The following is a 17,289-nucleotide window of genomic DNA, read 5'->3' on the forward strand; positions in this document are numbered from 1 at the left end:
GTTAAGCGACCGCGGCTTGCGTGGCTTCACAGGGCACGATCAGGCTGGCATGATTGCCTTTTGGTCCTTCATGGACATCAAACTGAACCTGCTGGCCAGCTTTCAGCGTTCTGTATCCCTCCATCTGAATCGTGGAGTAGTGTGCGAAGATATCGTCGCCGCCGCTAATCGGACAGATAAACCCGAAGCCTTTGGCGTTGTTGAACCATTTTACTGTACCCGTCTCCATGCTTTTACTTCCCTCGCAAGACATTTTGATAAGTAGGTGAGGTCATTGAAGCTGTGAGTCGAGTTTGTTTAAAACTCAATCAGCTTGTGTTAGTAGAATGTAGAGAAACGGACCTTATCGTCAAGCAAACGGCCCTGGCGGACGGGGATAAATTCATCAAAATTTGAGGCAGTTAACGCTATTGCAAATTTTGTGATACAGGTCGCGCATGTGCTTTTAGGGCCAGTTTTTATCATCTGAAAACCGGCTTGACAGGCATGTTAAACTTTAGGAATGGGCGCAGAGATGTGCACAACCGTAACGCAGAATTTCGACGGAACATTATGGCAAACACAAACGACTGGCTTAATTTTGAACATCTAGCCGAAGATAAAGTACGCGAAGGGTTAAAGCCGCCTTCAATGTATAAAGTCATTCTTAACAATGACGATTATACACCTATGGAATTTGTTATTGACGTTCTGCAAAAGTTCTTTTCTTATGATATTGAACGTGCAACGCAGCTGATGTTGAAAGTTCACTACCATGGAAAAGCAATCTGTGGTGTATTCACTGCAGAAGTGGCGGAGACCAAAGTAGCCCAGGTGAACAATTACGCACGAGATAATGAACATCCGTTGCTGTGTACGCTAGAAAAAGCCTGAAGCCATCTCCATATAGGAGATAGGTTGTCAGAGCGATAATTGGGGGAGGTGCCAAATGCTCAATCAAGAACTGGAACTCAGTTTAAATATGGCTTTCGCCAGAGCGCGCGAGCACCGTCATGAGTTTATGACCGTCGAGCATCTGTTGCTGGCATTGCTCAGTAACCCGTCGGCCAGAGAGGCACTGGAAGCCTGCTCGGTGGATATCGTGGCTCTGCGTCAGGAACTCGAAGCCTTCATCGAACAAACCACGCCGGTGCTGCCTGCCAGTGAAGAGGAGCGCGATACCCAACCTACGCTCAGCTTCCAGCGCGTGTTGCAGCGCGCGGTATTCCATGTCCAGTCTTCCGGTCGCAGCGAAGTCGCAGGCGCGAACGTGCTGGTCGCGATTTTCAGCGAGCAGGAGTCGCAAGCGGCTTATCTGCTGCGCAAACACGAAGTGAGCCGCCTCGATGTGGTGAACTTCATCTCCCATGGTACGCGTAAAGACGAACCCGGCCAGCCGCAGAACAATGCGGAGAATCCGGTTAACGAAGAGCAAGCAGGCGGGGAGGATCGTATGGAAAACTTCACCACCAATCTTAATCAGCTTGCTCGTGTCGGCGGAATCGATCCGCTGATCGGCCGCGATAAAGAGCTGGAACGTACTGTTCAGGTATTATGCCGTCGTCGTAAGAACAACCCGCTGCTGGTGGGTGAATCGGGCGTGGGTAAAACTGCGATTGCTGAAGGGCTTGCCTGGCGCATTGTGCAGGGCGACGTACCGGAAGTGATGAAAGAGTGCACCATCTATTCACTCGACATCGGTTCGCTGCTGGCGGGTACCAAATACCGTGGTGATTTTGAGAAACGTTTCAAAGCGCTGCTGAAACAGCTGGAACAGGACAGTAACAGCATCCTGTTTATTGATGAAATTCATACCATTATCGGTGCTGGTGCAGCATCGGGTGGCCAGGTCGATGCGGCAAACCTGATCAAACCATTGCTCTCCAGCGGTAAAATCCGCGTGATGGGTTCAACCACTTATCAGGAATTCAGCAATATCTTTGAGAAGGATCGTGCGCTGGCGCGTCGTTTCCAGAAGATCGATATTACCGAGCCTTCTGTGGAAGAGACCGTGCAGATTCTCAACGGCCTGAAGCCGAAGTACGAAGCGCACCATGATGTGCGTTATACCGCGAAAGCGGTGCGTGCGGCGGTGGAACTGGCGGTGAAATACATCAACGATCGTCATCTGCCGGATAAAGCTATTGACGTGATCGACGAAGCCGGTGCGCGTGCGCGCCTGGTGCCGGTCAGCAAGCGTAAGAAAACCGTCAACGTTTCGGATATCGAAACGGTGGTGGCGCGTATTGCGCGTATTCCTGAGCAGAGTGTGTCAGCAACCGATCGCGATACGCTGAAAAATCTTGGCGATCGTCTGAAGATGCTGGTGTTTGGTCAGGATAATGCGATTGAAGCACTGACTGAAGCAATCAAGATGAGTCGTGCAGGTTTGGGGCAGGATCGTAAACCGGTTGGTTCCTTCCTGTTTGCGGGCCCAACCGGTGTCGGTAAAACAGAAGTTACTGTCCAGTTAGCCAAAGCGCTGGGTATCGAGCTGCTGCGTTTCGATATGTCCGAATATATGGAACGTCATACCGTCAGCCGCTTGATTGGTGCGCCTCCGGGCTACGTTGGCTTCGATCAGGGCGGTTTGCTGACAGATGCGGTAATTAAACATCCGCACGCTGTGGTGCTGCTGGATGAAATTGAGAAAGCGCACCCGGATGTCTTCAACCTGCTGCTGCAGGTGATGGACAACGGTATGCTGACCGATAACAACGGCCGTAAAGCAGACTTCCGCAACGTGGTGCTGGTGATGACCACCAACGCCGGTGTACGCGAGACTGAACGTAAGTCGATTGGCCTGATTCATCAGGACAACAGTACTGACGCGATGGAAGAGATCAAAAAGATCTTTACGCCAGAGTTCCGTAATCGTCTCGACAACATTATCTGGTTCCGTCACCTGTCTCAGGAAGTGATTCATCAGGTAGTGGATAAATTCATCGTCGAGTTGCAGGCTCAGCTGGATGCGAAGGGCGTATCACTGGAAGTTAGCGATGATGCGCGCGATTGGCTGGCTGATAAAGGTTACGACAAAGCGATGGGAGCGCGTCCGATGGCACGTGCCGTACAGGAAAATCTGAAGAAACCGTTGGCGAATGAACTGCTGTTTGGTTCGCTGGTTGATGGTGGATCGGTATCAGTAGCGCTGGATAAAGATAAAAACCAGCTTACTTACCACTTCCTGAGTGCGGAAAAACGTAAAACCGAAGGTACGGTGCACTAAGCGGAATGCAGATATGAAAAAGGCCGGATGCGAATCCGGCCTTTTTTTCGCGCTATGTAAATATAACCATCGCGAGATGTGAATATTTACTTAGCGACTACGGAAGACAATGCGGCCTTTGCTCAGGTCGTACGGGGTCAACTCGACAGTCACTTTGTCGCCCGTCAGGATGCGGATGTAGTTTTTGCGCATTTTACCGGAGATATGAGCGGTAACCACGTGCCCGTTTTCAAGCTCTACGCGGAACATGGTGTTCGGTAACGTATCCAGTACGGTACCTTGCATTTCAATATTGTCTTCTTTGGCCATCGAATCCTCTGGGTGTACTACCAAACTGTTGAACCGGCAAGATAATGCCGAATTCCATGATTTATGTAAAGAACCGTTGATGATTTTGCCAACGCTTCGCCGTGCGTCGCGCCGTTGCGCGTGCAGTACGGATAAATTAGGGTGTTTTTTGACGTCTGCGGGGGATTAGCGGGCTAAGAATCTGTAGCAATCGGCATCAGTTGCACAATCAAAACAGCTTCGGGAAATGTGTGAGATTCCCAACCTGGCAATTCCGGCTCGCCACAGCGAAGCGCGGACGACATACCAAACTCGCTTATTGTAGCACTTTTGTCGGGAATTGTGTGCAAAACATCGGTGACCGATGTCAAAAAAGGGTTTGTGTTTGCCAGCAACTCTCGGAAACCGGTTGCCACGCCAGCGTTTGCACGTACTGTAGATAATCGACGCGGGGAATTTCAACCGCACCCAGGGAAGCGGTATGCGGGTTCAGTACCTGACAATCAATCAGTCGGCCCTGATGCGCGAGAAAATGTTGCGCGAATACCCAGAGTGCGGTTTTCGAAGCATTTTCCTGACGGCTAAACATCGATTCACCGCAAAAAATTTGCCCCAGCGCCAGACCATACATCCCGCCGACCAGTTGCTGATCGCACCAGACTTCAATCGAGTGTGCATGGCCCAGTTCGTACAATCGTAACCACGCCCGTTTCACTTCAAAAGTAATCCACGTACCTTCCTGTCGACCACTGGCACAGCCTTCCAGAACCTGTGGAAACGCATGATTCATGGTAACGCGATACGGTGAGCGCCTATGGAAGCGCGCCATACTGCGGCTGAGATGGAAAGATTCTGGCAGCATTACCGCGCGGGGATCCGGCGACCACCAAAGAATCGGATCGCCCGGAGAAAACCACGGGAAAATGCCACGCTGATAAGCATTCATCAGGCGAGCAGGGGAGAGATCGCCGCCCATCGCCAATAATCCATTGGGCTCGCGCAGCGCCATTTCCGGTGGTGGGAAATTTAATGAATCTCGTGAAAGCTGTATCAGTCTCATTGCGTCAATCACACTCAGGGCTGTTGGCTAAGACTATAGCGTAAAGCGCTGATGGAAACGCCAGTAGCGGCCTGCTTTTGAGATTAATTCGGCGTGCGAACCGGATTCAATAATCTGTCCCTGATCCATAACGCAAATACGGTCCATGGCATCTAAACCGCTTAAGCGATGCGTCACCATAATCAGCGTTTTACCACGGGTGACGTGCTGCAATAGCGTCAGAATCTGCTGCTCGGTGCTGGCATCAAGACCTTCAGTGGGTTCATCCAGCAGCCAGAAATCGCCATCGTGCAGCAGAGCGCGCGCAATTGCCAGACGACGCAGTTCACCGCCAGATAACGGTCGACCGCCATCGCCCATCCATGCGTTCAATCCTTCGTTGTGTTCGGCCAAATGAGCCAGATCGACCTTGTTTAATGCATCAACCAGTTGCTCATCACTGGCATCAGGTTTTGCCAGCAACAAATTGTCGCGTAGCGTTTGGCTAAACAGATGCACGCGCTGTGTTACCACGCTAATGCGGCTGCGCAGCGAAGCTTCATCCCATAAAGCGATATCGCTGTCGTTCAGGCTAATCGAACCTTGTTGCGCTTCCCAACCTCGGGTAATCAGCGCCAGCAGGCTGGATTTGCCGCAGCCGGTTGGACCGAGCAGCGCCAGATGTTCGCCTGCATTTAGCGATAGAGAGAAATTCTGCAACACCGGTTCAGGACGCTGCGGATAGCTGAAACTGATATTTTCCATTTTCAGGTTAATACCTGAAGCACTACTGATTTTAGCGTAGGGAAAATGTATCGCAGCGGGCTGCTCAATGATTTCCTGTACTCGCTTAGCGGCGCTGGTCACCTGCGAAAGCGGCAGAAACGCTCCTGCAACCGGGGCCAGCGCTTCAAACGCCGCCAGTCCGCAAAACACAAACAGCGCGATAAATGCGCCCGGTGCACTGCTTCCCCCCACGCCATTGGCGGAAATCCACAACAACAGCGTGACCGTCGCGCCACTAATGACCAACAGTAGACTTTGCGCCAGCGCCTGCAGGCGATGCTGTCTGCGTTGCGCCTGCTGCCAGTTGAGTTCTTCTTTATCAAGCTGGGCGCGCCACAGATGTGCAGCGCCATAAATTTTCAGCTCAGACTGGCCGGTAATCCAGTGCGTCAACTGCATGCGCCAGCTAGCCTGATGCTGGGCAATCTGGTGTCCGGCTGAAGTGCCAAGCCGCCAGAATAGCGGCGGCATAAGCAATAGCGTTAAAAGCATGATGCCGCCGAGCAGCAAAGCTAGCGGTACATCCAGCAAGGCTAAGCCGCAGGTGACCACCACAATTACCACGGCTGCGCCAATCAACGGTGAGATCACACGCAGGTAGAGATGATCGAGTGTATCGACGTCGCTGACAAAGCGGTTGAGTAATTCACCCTGACGAAATCGTGCCAGCTGTTCCGGAGCGAGGGCGATGAGTTTGCCAAAGGTGAACACGCGCAAATGTTGCAGCACGCGGAAAGTGGCATCGTGGCTCACCAGGCGCTCAAAATAACGCGCAGCCGTGCGCGTGATCGCCGCGCCACGTACGCCAGCTGCGGGCAACATATAGTTGAACGTGTAAAGTCCCGCTACGCCCGCCAGTGAAGAGGCGGCGAGGAACCAGCCGGATAACGTAAGCAGTCCAATACTGGCAAGCAAGGTGATGATGGCAAGAACAACGCCAAGTCCTAAACGCCATGGATGACGGCTAAACAGACGTAGGAAAGGCAATAAATCGTTCATTATGCGATCTCCTTTTGACGATGCTGCGCCATTTCGCGCAGTGGTCCATCTTGTTCAATCAGCTGCTGCCAGGGACCTTGTTGCACCAGTTGCCCCGCCTGCATCACCCACACTTCATCCCAACTCGCGAGCTCGCTAAGTTGGTGTGTGATCATCAACGTGGTTTGCTGAGTGGCTGCTTGTTGCAAGGCATTGATGACATGCTGCTCGCTCTGGCTATCTAGCCCGGAACCGGGCTCATCAAGCAGCAGCAATTGCGCTGGTTTAAGCAATGCACGCGCTACGGCAATACGCTGCGCCTGACCGACGGAAAGACCCACGCCGCCATCGCCTAAAACGGTATCTAATCCTTGTGGCAGACGATCTAAAAATTCATCAACACCCGCGCGCTGTAGAACCGACATGAGCGTAGCGTCATCAATGCGGCTATTAAGCAGCAGATTTTCGCGCAGCGTTTGCGCGGGTAAATGGGGATTTTGGCCTACCCAGGCGATATGTTTTTGCCAGCTATCGCGGCTGATATCGCGCAGCTCCTGTCCATTGATCTGCAGCGAACCTTGATAAGGCAGGAAACCCAGCAAGACGTTCATCAGCGCGGTTTTCCCTGCGCCGCTTTGTCCTACTAACGCCACGCGTTTACCGGCGTTGAGAGTAAAATTCAGCGATTGAGACAGCGCTTCACCGCTGGCTGTCATTACCACTAGGTCCTGCGCATGAAGGTGTAGCGGTGCCGTGAGGGAAAGCTCGCGGGAAGCGTGTTCTAAGGTTGGATCGGGACTTTCACGTAGAAACTGGTCCAGCGCATCAGCTCCGCCAATCGCTTGCGCTTTGGCGTGATAAAAAGTGCCTAAATCGCGTAACGGCTGAAAAAATTCAGGTGCCAGAATGAGTGCCAGAAAACCGGCAAACAGCGTTACGCCGGTGCTGTAATGACCAAAATTCAGTTCGCCAAGGTAAGAAAAACCGAAATAGACCGCGACGACAGCAATCGCCAGTGAGGCAAAAAACTCCAGCACGGCGGAAGAGAGAAACGCCAGGCGCAACACTTCCATGGTGCGCTGACGGAAATCGGTGGTGCTGGCGGCAATCGCTTCTTGCTCTGCCGCGCCGCGATAGAACAAGCGCAGCGTTTCACGTCCACGCAGACGATCGTAAAAATCACCGCTAAGACGGGCGAGAGCAACAAAGTTGCGGCGGTTGGCATCCGCCGCGCCCATACCAACCATCGCCATAAACAGGGGAATCAGTGGCGCGGTCACCAGCAGAATCAATCCTGCCGCCCAGTTAATCGGGAAAATAGCGATCAAAATAGCTAATGGAATAAAGACCGCCAGCGACATTTGTGGCAGATAGCGCGCGTAGTATTCCTGCATCTCTTCGATTTGCTCGAGCAGCAGCGTAGCCCAGCTGCCTGCGGGTTTGCCCTGAATCCAGGCGGGACCGAGCACATTGAGGCGATCCAGAACCTGCTGACGCAGCGCACGGCGAATGGCGACGCCAGCGCGATGTCCTGCCATTTCGCGGGCGTAATGCAATCCAGCACGTAAGACAAAGCACAGCAGCAACAACAGAAAATCGGTGAGCAGTGATGCACGAGGTTGTTGCGCGACCAGCAGATTTTGCAGCAGTGAAGCCATTAACCAGGCTTGGGCGATAATGACCAGTGCGCCAGCAAAACCCAACAGCGAAGCTACACGCAAGTTGCGCGCACCGTGATGACGTTGCTGACGGAGCCAGCGGAGAAGTTCTTGTTGCCGTGATTTGTTCATGCGATGCCGTTTGGTAACTCAAAAGAGATGTGAATCCCGGATGAAAACCCAGCAATGTCGGGCGCGTGAACTGTAGCACGCAGGTAACAAAAAAGGCGACCAAAACTGGCCGCCTTTAGGCGATTATGATCAGGTTATTAACAACTTACTTATCGTTTTTAACCAGTCCATCGAGGAAGCGTTCCGCATCCAACGCAGCCATACAGCCGGTACCGGCAGAGGTAATGGCCTGGCGATAAATATGATCCATCACATCGCCGGCAGCGAACACGCCTGGGATGCTGGTTTGAGTGGCGTTACCATGCAAACCAGACTGCACTTTGATGTAGCCATTTTCTAAATCCAGCTGACCGTCAAAGATTGCGGTATTTGGACTGTGGCCGATAGCGACAAACAGACCAGCGACATCGAGTGATTCCGCCGCTTCACCTTTGGTAGAAAGCAGTTTCAAGCCTGTCACGCCCATTTGATCGCCGACCACTTCGTCCAGCGTGCGGTCGGTGTGCAGCACGATGTTGCCATTGCGCACTTTTTCCATCAGGCGGTCGATGAGGATTTTCTCCGCGCGGAAGCTGTCGCGACGGTGAATCAGATGCACTTCAGCGGCAATGTTAGCCAAATAAAGTGCTTCCTCAACGGCAGTGTTGCCTCCACCAATCACGGCAACTTTCTGGTTACGGTAGAAGAAACCGTCACAGGTCGCGCAAGCAGATACGCCTTTGCCTTTAAACGCTTCTTCTGATGGCAGACCGAGATAACGCGCTGAGGCGCCAGTTGCGATGATCAAGGCATCAGCAGTGTATTCACCGCTGTCGCCGACCAGACGGAACGGACGGTTCTGCAAATCGACGGTATGAATGTGGTCAAAAATGATCTCGGTGTTGAATTTCTCAGCATGCTCTTGCATGCGTTCCATCAACGCTGGACCGGTCAGATCGTTTGCATCGCCTGGCCAGTTCTCCACTTCGGTGGTGGTGGTGAGCTGACCCCCTTTTTCCAGCCCGGTGATTAATACCGGATTCAGGTTAGCGCGCGCTGCATATACCGCAGCAGTGTAACCGGCAGGGCCGGAGCCCAGAATGAGCAGCTTACTGTGTTTGGCCGTACTCATGCGTTCCTCAATTTTTCTGACAACATAGTTTTTGATTGTAGGGAAATTAACGTCGCAAAAAAAGGCTTCAGCAATTTTGTTAACAATCACTGCGAGCGGCGTAGACGATGAGTGTAAATTTTGCACGCGCGTTGCGCCAAAAGGGGGCAATGCTCGGCAATTAGTGGTGCAGCAGCATAAAAATTCTCATTTAAAAACAGCAACCCAGAACTCTATCTGGCATCTTGTACTGAATTTGGATGTTTTACTTTGACAATCGCCTGCGCTTTTGCGAAAACATTGGGAGAAGCAGAGAATATTTAGCGATTCAAAACAGAATTTCATTTCTGTTTTGGCTTTTTTAGCCGAATAAACTCAGCCTGACATTGGTAGTGACGCATGATGTGGACAGACAACATGCGTCATACGGATGGACGCGTTACTGCACAGGCTTATGGTCTTCACTTCAGTAAGGCCCTGAACAATGAGCGTTTTCAGGGTGTGGCAGGTAAAGGGAAGGAATTAAGAGAGACAATAATAATGGTAGACAATAAGAAACGCCCCGGAAAAGATTTAGATCGTATCGACAGAAATATTCTGAATGAACTGCAGAAAGACGGTCGAATTTCCAATGTCGAGCTTTCCAAACGTGTTGGATTATCGCCAACTCCTTGTCTTGAGCGCGTACGTCGCCTCGAGCGTCAAGGCTTCATTCTGGGCTACACTGCGCAGCTCAATCCCCATTATCTGGATGCTTCACTGCTGGTTTTCGTTGAGATTACTCTGAATCGTGGTGCGCCAGATGTGTTTGAACAATTTAACGCCGCTGTGCAAAAACTTGAGGAAACTCAAGAGTGTCACCTCGTTTCCGGTGACTTTGACTACCTGCTGAAAACCCGCGTACCAGATATGTCCGCCTATCGTAAACTGCTGGGTGAAACCTTGCTGCGTCTGCCGGGCGTAAACGACACCCGTACTTACGTGGTGATGGAAGAGGTCAAACAGAGCAATCGTCTGGTGATCAAAACCCGGTAGTGCAGGGCAGGTGCAAAGCTTGCAGGATTTCGGTACACTCCTGTGAATTCATACAGGACCAGCGTCGGGCATGCCCGACGTTGTTGCCTTCTTAATTTACAGGCACCTGGAGAGTTCTCTTGAGCCAGGAATATACAGAAGATAAAGATGTTTCGTTACAACCGCTGAGCAGTGGACGTCGTCTGCTGGAGGCGTTGCTCATTCTTGTGGCCTTGTTCGCCATCTATTTGATGGTGTCGCTGGTTAGTTTTAACCCTTCAGATCCAAGCTGGTCACAAACCGCATGGCACGAACCTATCCATAATTTGGGTGGTAGCGTCGGCGCATGGCTGGCCGATACGCTATTGTTCATTTTTGGCGTGATGGCTTACGCCATTCCTCCCGTCATTATTGGTCTGTGCTGGATCACCTTCCGCCAACGCGATCGTCAGGATTACATCGACTACTTTGCCGTTGGTTTACGTCTGATTGGCGTGCTGGCCCTGGTGGTAACTACCTGTGGTCTTGCGGCGCTCAACGTTGATGACATCTGGTATTTTGCTTCCGGCGGCGTCATTGGCAGCCTGGTCAGCAATGCGATGGCACCGTGGTTCAGTTCGGCTGGCGGCACTTTAACGCTGCTGTGCGTCTGGGCTGCCGGGATCACCCTTTATACCGGTTGGTCATGGCTGACGATTGCCGAGAAGATCGGCGGCGTGGTAATGGGTGTTCTGACCTTTGCCAGCAACCGTTCACGGCATGACGAACCCTGGCAGGAAGAAGAATACGACGACGAAGAGCACGCTGATGAGGTGTCGCCTTCTATGCCTGCTTTACAGCCTGCAAATGAAGAAGACGATGTCTTGTTAGCCAAACCGCGCAAGATTAGCGAACCCGTTGTTGCAGAGTTGGGCGATGATCCGCTACTAGCTAAGGCCAGTGCGGCAACTGCCGCTGCGATTGCGGTTACCACGCAAGCCGCACAGCAAACCCCGGCAACCACGCAGCCTGCGGCAAGTGCGTCTGCAGAACCCGCCGCAATGCCGCGCGTTACTGAATCTGCTGCCCAGCCAACTTCGGTTCCACAGCCTGTCGCTGCGGCGCCTGAACCGATCGCGCAGCCTTCTACGCCGCTCTATCGTTTCGAGATGCCAAATGAACCGGCACCTTCACCGTTTTCGCCGGCTGATGACGATGAGGGCCCGAGAATGGGCAACTGGCAGGATGCCGCTCCATCTTCAGCGCCTTTAAATAGTGTCGCCGCTTCATCATTAGCTACGGGAGCAGTAAAAGCAGCATCTTCAACAGCTGCTTATTCGCCTGCTTTCGATATCGTGCCTGAGCGTGATTACAACCCGCAGGTCAAGCAGGGCATTGGTCCAGAATTGCCGCGTCCGAATAAGGTTAAGTTGCCAACACGACGCGAGTTAGCGTCGTACGGCATTAAGTTGCCTTCGCAGCGCATGGCGGAAGAGCAGGCTAAAGATGCTGAGCAGCAACAGCCGGAAGTCACCGCGTCTTACAGCGTTCCTTCACAGGAAGATGATGGTGAGCTGCAAGAGGCGCAGTTGCGTGAAGCCTTCGCATCACAGCAGCAGAATCGTTATGGCGAAAGCTGGCAGGATGCGTCTGAGCCTGAGGATGAAGATGCATTGCAGCAGGCTCAACTGGCACGTCAGTTCGCCGACCAGCAGCAGCAACGCTATAACGAACCTGAAGTGAAGGAAGCGCCGGTCTTTAATCTGGATACCTCGTCTGCGTTTGATTTTTCGCCAATGAAAGATCTGGTCGACGACAGCCCAAGCGAGCCGCTGTTTACGATCTCTGCAACGCCAGAGCCGGAAGAACCCGCGCAGTGGCAGCAACCCGTTGCGCCAGAGCCAGCGTCATTACCGTCGTTGAGTGCCGAATCAAGCCCGTGGTCGTCGCCGGAACAGGAAGCCTATTCTGCGCCGCCTGCGCCAGTGAAACCTGCAGCGCCAGCGCAGGATAGCTTGTTCCATCCGTTCCTGGTTCGCCATGAACAGCCGCTGGAAAAACCCTCTACGCCGCTGCCAACGCTGGATCTGCTCACGTCACCACCGGCTGAAGAAGAGCCGGTTGATATGTTTGCACTTGAGCAAACGGCGCGACTGGTTGAGGCTCGACTGGCGGATTATCGTGTGAAGGCGGAAGTAGTAGGTATTTCTCCTGGGCCAGTCATCACCCGTTTTGAGCTCGACTTAGCGCCAGGCGTTAAAGCTTCACGTATCTCTAACTTGTCGCGTGACCTGGCGCGTTCACTGTCAGCGGTTGCCGTGCGCGTGGTGGAAGTGATTCCAGGCAAGCCTTATGTTGGGCTTGAACTGCCAAATAAACATCGTCAAACCGTTTATCTGCGCGAAGTGCTGGATTGCCCTAAATTCCGTGAAAATCCGTCACCGCTTGCAGTGGTGTTGGGCAAGGACATTGCTGGCCAGCCGGTTGTGGCTGATTTAGCGAAAATGCCTCACTTGCTGGTTGCCGGTACCACTGGTTCCGGTAAATCGGTGGGCGTTAACACCATGATCATCAGCATGTTGTATAAAGCCACGCCTGAAGAAGTGCGTTTTATCATGATTGACCCGAAAATGCTTGAGCTGTCAGTCTACGAAGGCATTCCGCACCTACTGACCGAAGTGGTTACCGATATGAAAGATGCGGCCAATGCGCTGCGCTGGAGTGTTGGTGAAATGGAGCGTCGCTATAAGCTGATGTCGGCATTGGGCGTGCGTAACCTTGCCGGATATAACGAGAAGATTGAGCAGGCTGCAGCGATGGGCCGACCAATTCCCGATCCGTTCTGGAAGCCGGGCGATAGCATGGACACCACACCGCCAGTGCTGGAAAAACTGCCTTATATCGTGGTACTGGTTGACGAATTTGCCGATCTGATGATGGCTGTCGGTAAGAAAGTTGAAGAGTTGATTGCGCGTCTGGCACAGAAAGCACGTGCGGCGGGTATTCACCTGGTGCTGGCGACGCAACGTCCGTCGGTCGATGTGATTACCGGTCTGATCAAAGCCAACATCCCGACGCGAATCGCCTTTACCGTTTCCAGTAAGATCGACTCACGCACCATCCTCGATCAGGGCGGTGCGGAATCGCTGCTGGGCATGGGTGACATGCTCTACATGCCGCCAAACTCCTCAATGCCAGTGCGTGTGCACGGTGCATTCGTGCGCGATCAGGAAGTCCATGCGGTCGTTCAGGACTGGAAAGCACGCGGTCGTCCGCAATATATCGAAAGCATTACTGCTGGTGAAGAGAGCGATAGCGCGGCTGGCGGTATGATGGGTGATGAAGAGCTGGATCCGCTGTTCGATCAGGCTGTCTCTTTCGTGGTGGAAAAACGCCGGGCGTCCATTTCTGGGGTTCAGCGCCAGTTCCGTATTGGTTATAACCGTGCTGCACGCATCATCGAGCAGATGGAAGCGCAGGGCATCGTTTCTGAACCGGGACACAATGGCAACCGTGAAGTGCTTTCACCGCCGCCACACGAAATGTAAATTATCGCGTGCGATTGTCTGCTTATGGGCCAGTTAACACTGGCCCATTGTTTATCTGTTGGTCGATCCCCATATCTTCGGGAGCTTTCGGCTTTTTCTCCTGTCGAAGAGACAGGACGGCAACTACGTTTAATGCAGTAAGTGTCGGGAAACAATGAATAAGGAATCGAATCAGATGAAATTACGCGTTATTGCCTGTGGCCTGTTGGCCAGTTTTGTTTCCGCATCAGTATTGGCGGATGCGTCCAGCGATCTGCAACAGCGTCTCAATAAAGTGAACAGCTTCCATGCCAGCTTCAGTCAGAAAGTGACCGATGGCAGCGGCGCTAACGTGCAGGATGGTGAAGGTGAGCTGTGGGTTAAGCGCCCAAGTTTGTTTAACTGGCACATGACCGCGCCGGACGAAAGCGTAATTATTTCTGATGGCAAAAATCTGTGGTTCTACAATCCCTTCGTTGAACAAGCCAGCGTTAGCCTGCTGCAAAATGCGGCAAGTAATACGCCGTTTATGCTGATTGCGCGTAATCAGCCAAGCGACTGGAAACAGTACAACATCAAGCAACAGGGCGATAACTTCGAGCTAACGCCGAAGAGCAGTGATGGCAACCTCAAGCAGTTCACCATCAATGTGACATCGTCTGGCACCATCAATAAGTTCAGCGCGATTGAGCAAGATGGTCAGCACAGCGATTATCAGCTGAAGAGCCAAAACAACGGCGCCATTAGCCCAGACAAATTCACCTTTACGCCGCCAAAAGGGGTAACGGTGGACGATCAACGTCAGTGAGGTCACGGTGAGTAACCTGTCTCTGGATTTCGCACCTTCGAATGAGTTTCAGCCGCTGGCCGCACGTATGCGGCCAGCTACGCTGCAACATTACATTGGGCAGCAGCATTTGCTGGCGCCCGGTAAACCGCTGCCGCGCGCTATTGAGGCCGGGCATCTGCATTCGATGATTTTGTGGGGACCGCCGGGGACAGGGAAAACAACATTAGCCGAAATCATCGCCCATTACGGTAAAGCTGATGTTGAGCGGATTTCTGCGGTGACTTCTGGCGTTAAAGAGATTCGTGAAGCGATAGAGCGCGCCCGGCAAAATCGTTTGGTGGGCCGACGCACCATTCTGTTTGTCGACGAAGTTCATCGCTTTAACAAAAGTCAGCAGGATGCATTCCTGCCACATATTGAAGATGGCACCATCACGTTTATCGGTGCCACCACCGAAAATCCCTCGTTTGAGCTCAACTCGGCGCTGCTATCGCGTGCTCGTGTCTATTTACTCAAATCTCTTACCACTGCTGATATCGAACAGGTTTTGCTGCAGGCGATGCAGGATGACGATCGCGGTTATGGCAAAAGCGATATTGTGCTGCCGGATAATACGCGCTGCATGATTGCAGAGTTGGTGAACGGGGATGCACGTCGGGCACTGAATACGCTGGAAATGATGGCGGATATGGCCGAAAGTAACGCCGAAGGCCAGCGTGAATTAACGCCACAATTGCTTAACGAAGTTTCCGGTGAAAGAGCGGCGCGTTTTGATAACAAAGGCGATCGTTTCTACGATTTGATCTCCGCTCTGCATAAATCGGTACGCGGTTCAGCACCTGATGCGGCACTTTACTGGTATGCAAGAATCATCACCGCCGGCGGCGATCCGCTGTATGTCGCCCGCCGTTTGCTGGCTATCGCTTCGGAAGATGTGGGTAACGCCGATCCGCGCGGTATGCAAGTTGCGTTAGCGGCCTGGGATTGCTTCACCCGCGTCGGTCCAGCTGAAGGCGAAAGGGCGATTGCGCAGGCGATTGTCTACCTTGCCAGCGCACCCAAAAGTAATGCCGTTTACACCGCTTTCAAAGCCGCGATGCGCGATGCCCGCGAATTTCCTGACTACGATGTGCCGGAACATTTACGCAATGCTCCGACCAAATTGATGAAGGAGATGGGGCTGGGTAAAGAGTATCGCTATGCGCACGACGAGATTAACGCCTATGCCGCTGGCGAAGTCTATTTCCCGCCAGAAATGGCGCAGACACGCTACTATCAACCGACTAATCGCGGGCTTGAAGGGAAAATTGGCGAAAAACTCGCCTGGCTGGCTGAGCAGGATCAAAATAGCCCGATAAAACGCTACCGCTGATAAACACCTTACGGTAAGGTGAGCAAGGATTTCATTGCATTCCATAGGGATGCACGTCCCGCCATTCGTTCAATCAACCTTTTTATTACACAGGATTAGCATGCTCGATCCCAACCTGCTGCGTAACGAGCCAGACGCAGTCGCAGAAAAACTGGCACGCCGAGGATTTAAACTGGATGTGGAAACCTTACGTTCGCTTGAAGAGCGTCGTAAAGTCTTGCAGGTAGAAACTGAAAATCTGCAAGCTGAGCGTAATTCCCGATCCAAATCCATCGGTCAGGCCAAAGCACGTGGGGAAGACATCGAGCCGCTGCGTCAGGAAGTGAACGCACTGGGCGAACGCCTGGATGCGGCGAAAGCAGAACTGGATGCCCTGCAGAACGAAATTCGTGACTTTGCCCTCGCATTGCCAAATCTCCCGGTTGACGAAGTCCCGTTGGGTAAAGATGACAGCGAGAACCAGGAAGTCAGTCGCTGGGGCCAACCGCGCCAGTTCGATTTCCCGGTAAAAGACCATGTTGAGCTGGGTGAAGCCGCCAAAGGTCTGGATTTTGCCGCAGCGGTTAAACTGACGGGTTCACGTTTCATTGTGATGCAGGGCCAGATTGCGCGTCTGCACCGTGCGCTTAGCCAGTTTATGCTTGACCTGCACACGCAGCAGCACGGTTATCTTGAAACCTATGTTCCGTATCTGGTTAATCAGGAAACACTGTATGGAACCGGACAACTGCCGAAATTTGGTGAAGATCTGTTCCATACCAAGCCGCTGGGCGAAGAAGCAGGTAGCAGCAACTATGCGTTGATCCCAACCGCTGAAGTGCCGCTGACCAATCTGGTGCGCGATGAAATCGTTGAAGAAGAATCTTTGCCGCTCAAACTCACCGCACACACGCCATGCTTCCGTTCTGAAGCCGGTTCGTACGGACGTGATACGCGCGGTTTAATCCGTATGCACCAGTTCGACAAAGTGGAAATGGTGCAGATTGTGGCGCCTGAAACTTCTATGGACGCACTGGAAGAGTTGGTCGGCCATGCAGAGAAAGTGCTGCAGCTGCTGAATCTGCCATACCGTAAAGTGCTACTTTGCACCGGCGATATGGGCTTCGGTTCTGCCAAGACTTACGATCTGGAAGTTTGGCTGCCAGCACAGGACACCTATCGTGAGATCTCCTCTTGCTCCAACATGGGTGATTTCCAGGCTCGTCGTATGCAGGCGCGCTGCCGCAGCAAAACCGACAAGAAACCACGTTTGGTGCACACGCTGAACGGTTCTGGTCTGGCGGTTGGTCGTACTCTGGTTGCTGTGCTGGAAAACTACCAGCAAGCAGATGGCCGCATTGAAGTGCCAGAAGTGTTGCGTCCTTATATGGGCGGACTGGAATTCGTTGGCTAATCAACGCGCAATTATATAAGCCCGGCAATGCCGGG

General features: G+C 52.7%; 13 protein-coding genes. 7 read left to right on the plus strand and 6 right to left on the minus strand.

Features of this window, described 5'->3' with window-relative positions; genetic code table 11:
- Position 1: 1 nt before the first annotated feature.
- Entirely contained in the window at positions 2 to 229 is a 228-nt protein-coding gene (gene cspD, locus VIJ98_RS06610; protein ID WP_007887624.1) for a cold shock-like protein CspD, read from the minus strand.
- 323 nt (positions 230 to 552) lie between these two features.
- On the opposite strand from cspD, the gene clpS reads away from it, so the two are divergent.
- Together clpS and clpA are read left to right on the plus strand one after the other, a co-directional pair.
- Entirely contained in the window at positions 553 to 873 is a 321-nt protein-coding gene (gene clpS, locus VIJ98_RS06615; RefSeq protein ID WP_007887621.1) for an ATP-dependent Clp protease adapter ClpS, read from the plus strand.
- 55 nt (positions 874 to 928) lie between these two features.
- Positions 929 to 3,208 carry an ATP-dependent Clp protease ATP-binding subunit ClpA gene (gene clpA / locus VIJ98_RS06620; RefSeq protein WP_008102430.1) on the plus strand — a complete coding sequence of 760 codons (2,280 nt, stop codon included), beginning with the start codon at positions 929 to 931 and terminating at the stop codon, positions 3,206 to 3,208.
- A gap of 90 nt (positions 3,209 to 3,298) precedes the next feature.
- Here clpA and infA read toward each other — a convergent pair whose 3' ends face one another.
- The 5 genes from infA to trxB all read right to left on the minus strand — a co-directional run bounded on the left by infA (position 3,299) and on the right by trxB (position 9,200).
- Complete coding sequence (gene infA, locus VIJ98_RS06625; protein ID WP_002211347.1) at positions 3,299 to 3,517, minus strand: translation initiation factor IF-1; 219 nt, start codon at positions 3,515 to 3,517, stop codon at positions 3,299 to 3,301.
- Between the two features lie 346 nt (positions 3,518 to 3,863).
- Positions 3,864 to 4,556 carry a leucyl/phenylalanyl-tRNA--protein transferase gene (gene aat / locus VIJ98_RS06630; protein ID WP_323272893.1) on the minus strand — a complete coding sequence of 231 codons (693 nt, stop codon included), beginning with the start codon at positions 4,554 to 4,556 and terminating at the stop codon, positions 3,864 to 3,866.
- Between the two features lie 33 nt (positions 4,557 to 4,589).
- Positions 4,590 to 6,320 (minus strand): heme ABC transporter ATP-binding protein/permease CydC, encoded by a 1,731-nt coding sequence (cydC, locus tag VIJ98_RS06635; protein ID WP_323272895.1) that lies wholly within the window; start codon positions 6,318 to 6,320, stop codon positions 4,590 to 4,592.
- Complete coding sequence (cydD, locus tag VIJ98_RS06640; protein ID WP_323272898.1) at positions 6,320 to 8,089, minus strand: heme ABC transporter permease/ATP-binding protein CydD; 1,770 nt, start codon at positions 8,087 to 8,089, stop codon at positions 6,320 to 6,322. The genes cydC and cydD overlap by 1 nt, the downstream gene beginning before the upstream one ends.
- 145 nt (positions 8,090 to 8,234) lie before the next feature.
- Positions 8,235 to 9,200, minus strand: coding sequence for a thioredoxin-disulfide reductase (trxB, locus tag VIJ98_RS06645; protein WP_061717155.1), 966 nt, complete (start codon positions 9,198 to 9,200; stop codon positions 8,235 to 8,237).
- Positions 9,201 to 9,719: 519 nt separating this feature from the next.
- Between trxB and lrp the strand changes: the two genes are divergently transcribed.
- The 5 genes from lrp (at position 9,720) to serS (ending at position 17,254) form a co-directional block, all read left to right on the plus strand.
- Positions 9,720 to 10,214: a leucine-responsive transcriptional regulator Lrp gene (gene lrp / locus VIJ98_RS06650; RefSeq protein ID WP_006118610.1), complete on the plus strand. Its 495-nt coding sequence runs from the start codon at positions 9,720 to 9,722 to the stop codon at positions 10,212 to 10,214.
- 119 nt (positions 10,215 to 10,333) lie between these two features.
- Positions 10,334 to 13,720, plus strand: a complete 3,387-nt coding sequence (locus VIJ98_RS06655; RefSeq protein ID WP_323272900.1) for a DNA translocase FtsK 4TM domain-containing protein — start codon at positions 10,334 to 10,336, stop codon at positions 13,718 to 13,720.
- Between the two features lie 175 nt (positions 13,721 to 13,895).
- Entirely contained in the window at positions 13,896 to 14,507 is a 612-nt protein-coding gene (lolA, locus tag VIJ98_RS06660; protein ID WP_008102417.1) for an outer membrane lipoprotein chaperone LolA, read from the plus strand.
- 7 nt (positions 14,508 to 14,514) lie between these two features.
- Positions 14,515 to 15,861, plus strand: a complete 1,347-nt coding sequence (locus tag VIJ98_RS06665; protein ID WP_323272902.1) for a replication-associated recombination protein A — start codon at positions 14,515 to 14,517, stop codon at positions 15,859 to 15,861.
- Between the two features lie 100 nt (positions 15,862 to 15,961).
- A complete protein-coding gene (gene serS / locus VIJ98_RS06670) occupies positions 15,962 to 17,254 on the plus strand; it encodes a serine--tRNA ligase (RefSeq protein ID WP_008102413.1) in 1,293 nt (430 codons plus the stop codon).
- Positions 17,255 to 17,289 lie beyond the last annotated feature (35 nt).

Origin of the sequence: Pantoea sp. S18, assembly GCF_045689705.1 — a bacterium.
In the GTDB taxonomy this organism is placed as follows: Bacteria; Pseudomonadota; Gammaproteobacteria; order Enterobacterales; family Enterobacteriaceae; genus Pantoea; species Pantoea symbiotica.

Coding starts and splice junctions, on each gene's coding strand:
- cspD (WP_007887624.1), bottom strand. CDS start 229: ATGGAGACGGGTACAGTAAAATGGTTCAACAACGCCAAAGGCTTCGGG.
- cydD (WP_323272898.1), bottom strand. CDS start 8,089: ATGAACAAATCACGGCAACAAGAACTTCTCCGCTGGCTCCGTCAGCAA.
- aat (WP_323272893.1), bottom strand. CDS start 4,556: ATGAGACTGATACAGCTTTCACGAGATTCATTAAATTTCCCACCACCG.
- clpS (WP_007887621.1), top strand. CDS start 553: ATGGCAAACACAAACGACTGGCTTAATTTTGAACATCTAGCCGAAGAT.
- serS (WP_008102413.1), top strand. CDS start 15,962: ATGCTCGATCCCAACCTGCTGCGTAACGAGCCAGACGCAGTCGCAGAA.
- infA (WP_002211347.1), bottom strand. CDS start 3,517: ATGGCCAAAGAAGACAATATTGAAATGCAAGGTACCGTACTGGATACG.
- lolA (WP_008102417.1), top strand. CDS start 13,896: ATGAAATTACGCGTTATTGCCTGTGGCCTGTTGGCCAGTTTTGTTTCC.
- lrp (WP_006118610.1), top strand. CDS start 9,720: ATGGTAGACAATAAGAAACGCCCCGGAAAAGATTTAGATCGTATCGAC.
- clpA (WP_008102430.1), top strand. CDS start 929: ATGCTCAATCAAGAACTGGAACTCAGTTTAAATATGGCTTTCGCCAGA.
- trxB (WP_061717155.1), bottom strand. CDS start 9,200: ATGAGTACGGCCAAACACAGTAAGCTGCTCATTCTGGGCTCCGGCCCT.
- cydC (WP_323272895.1), bottom strand. CDS start 6,320: ATGAACGATTTATTGCCTTTCCTACGTCTGTTTAGCCGTCATCCATGG.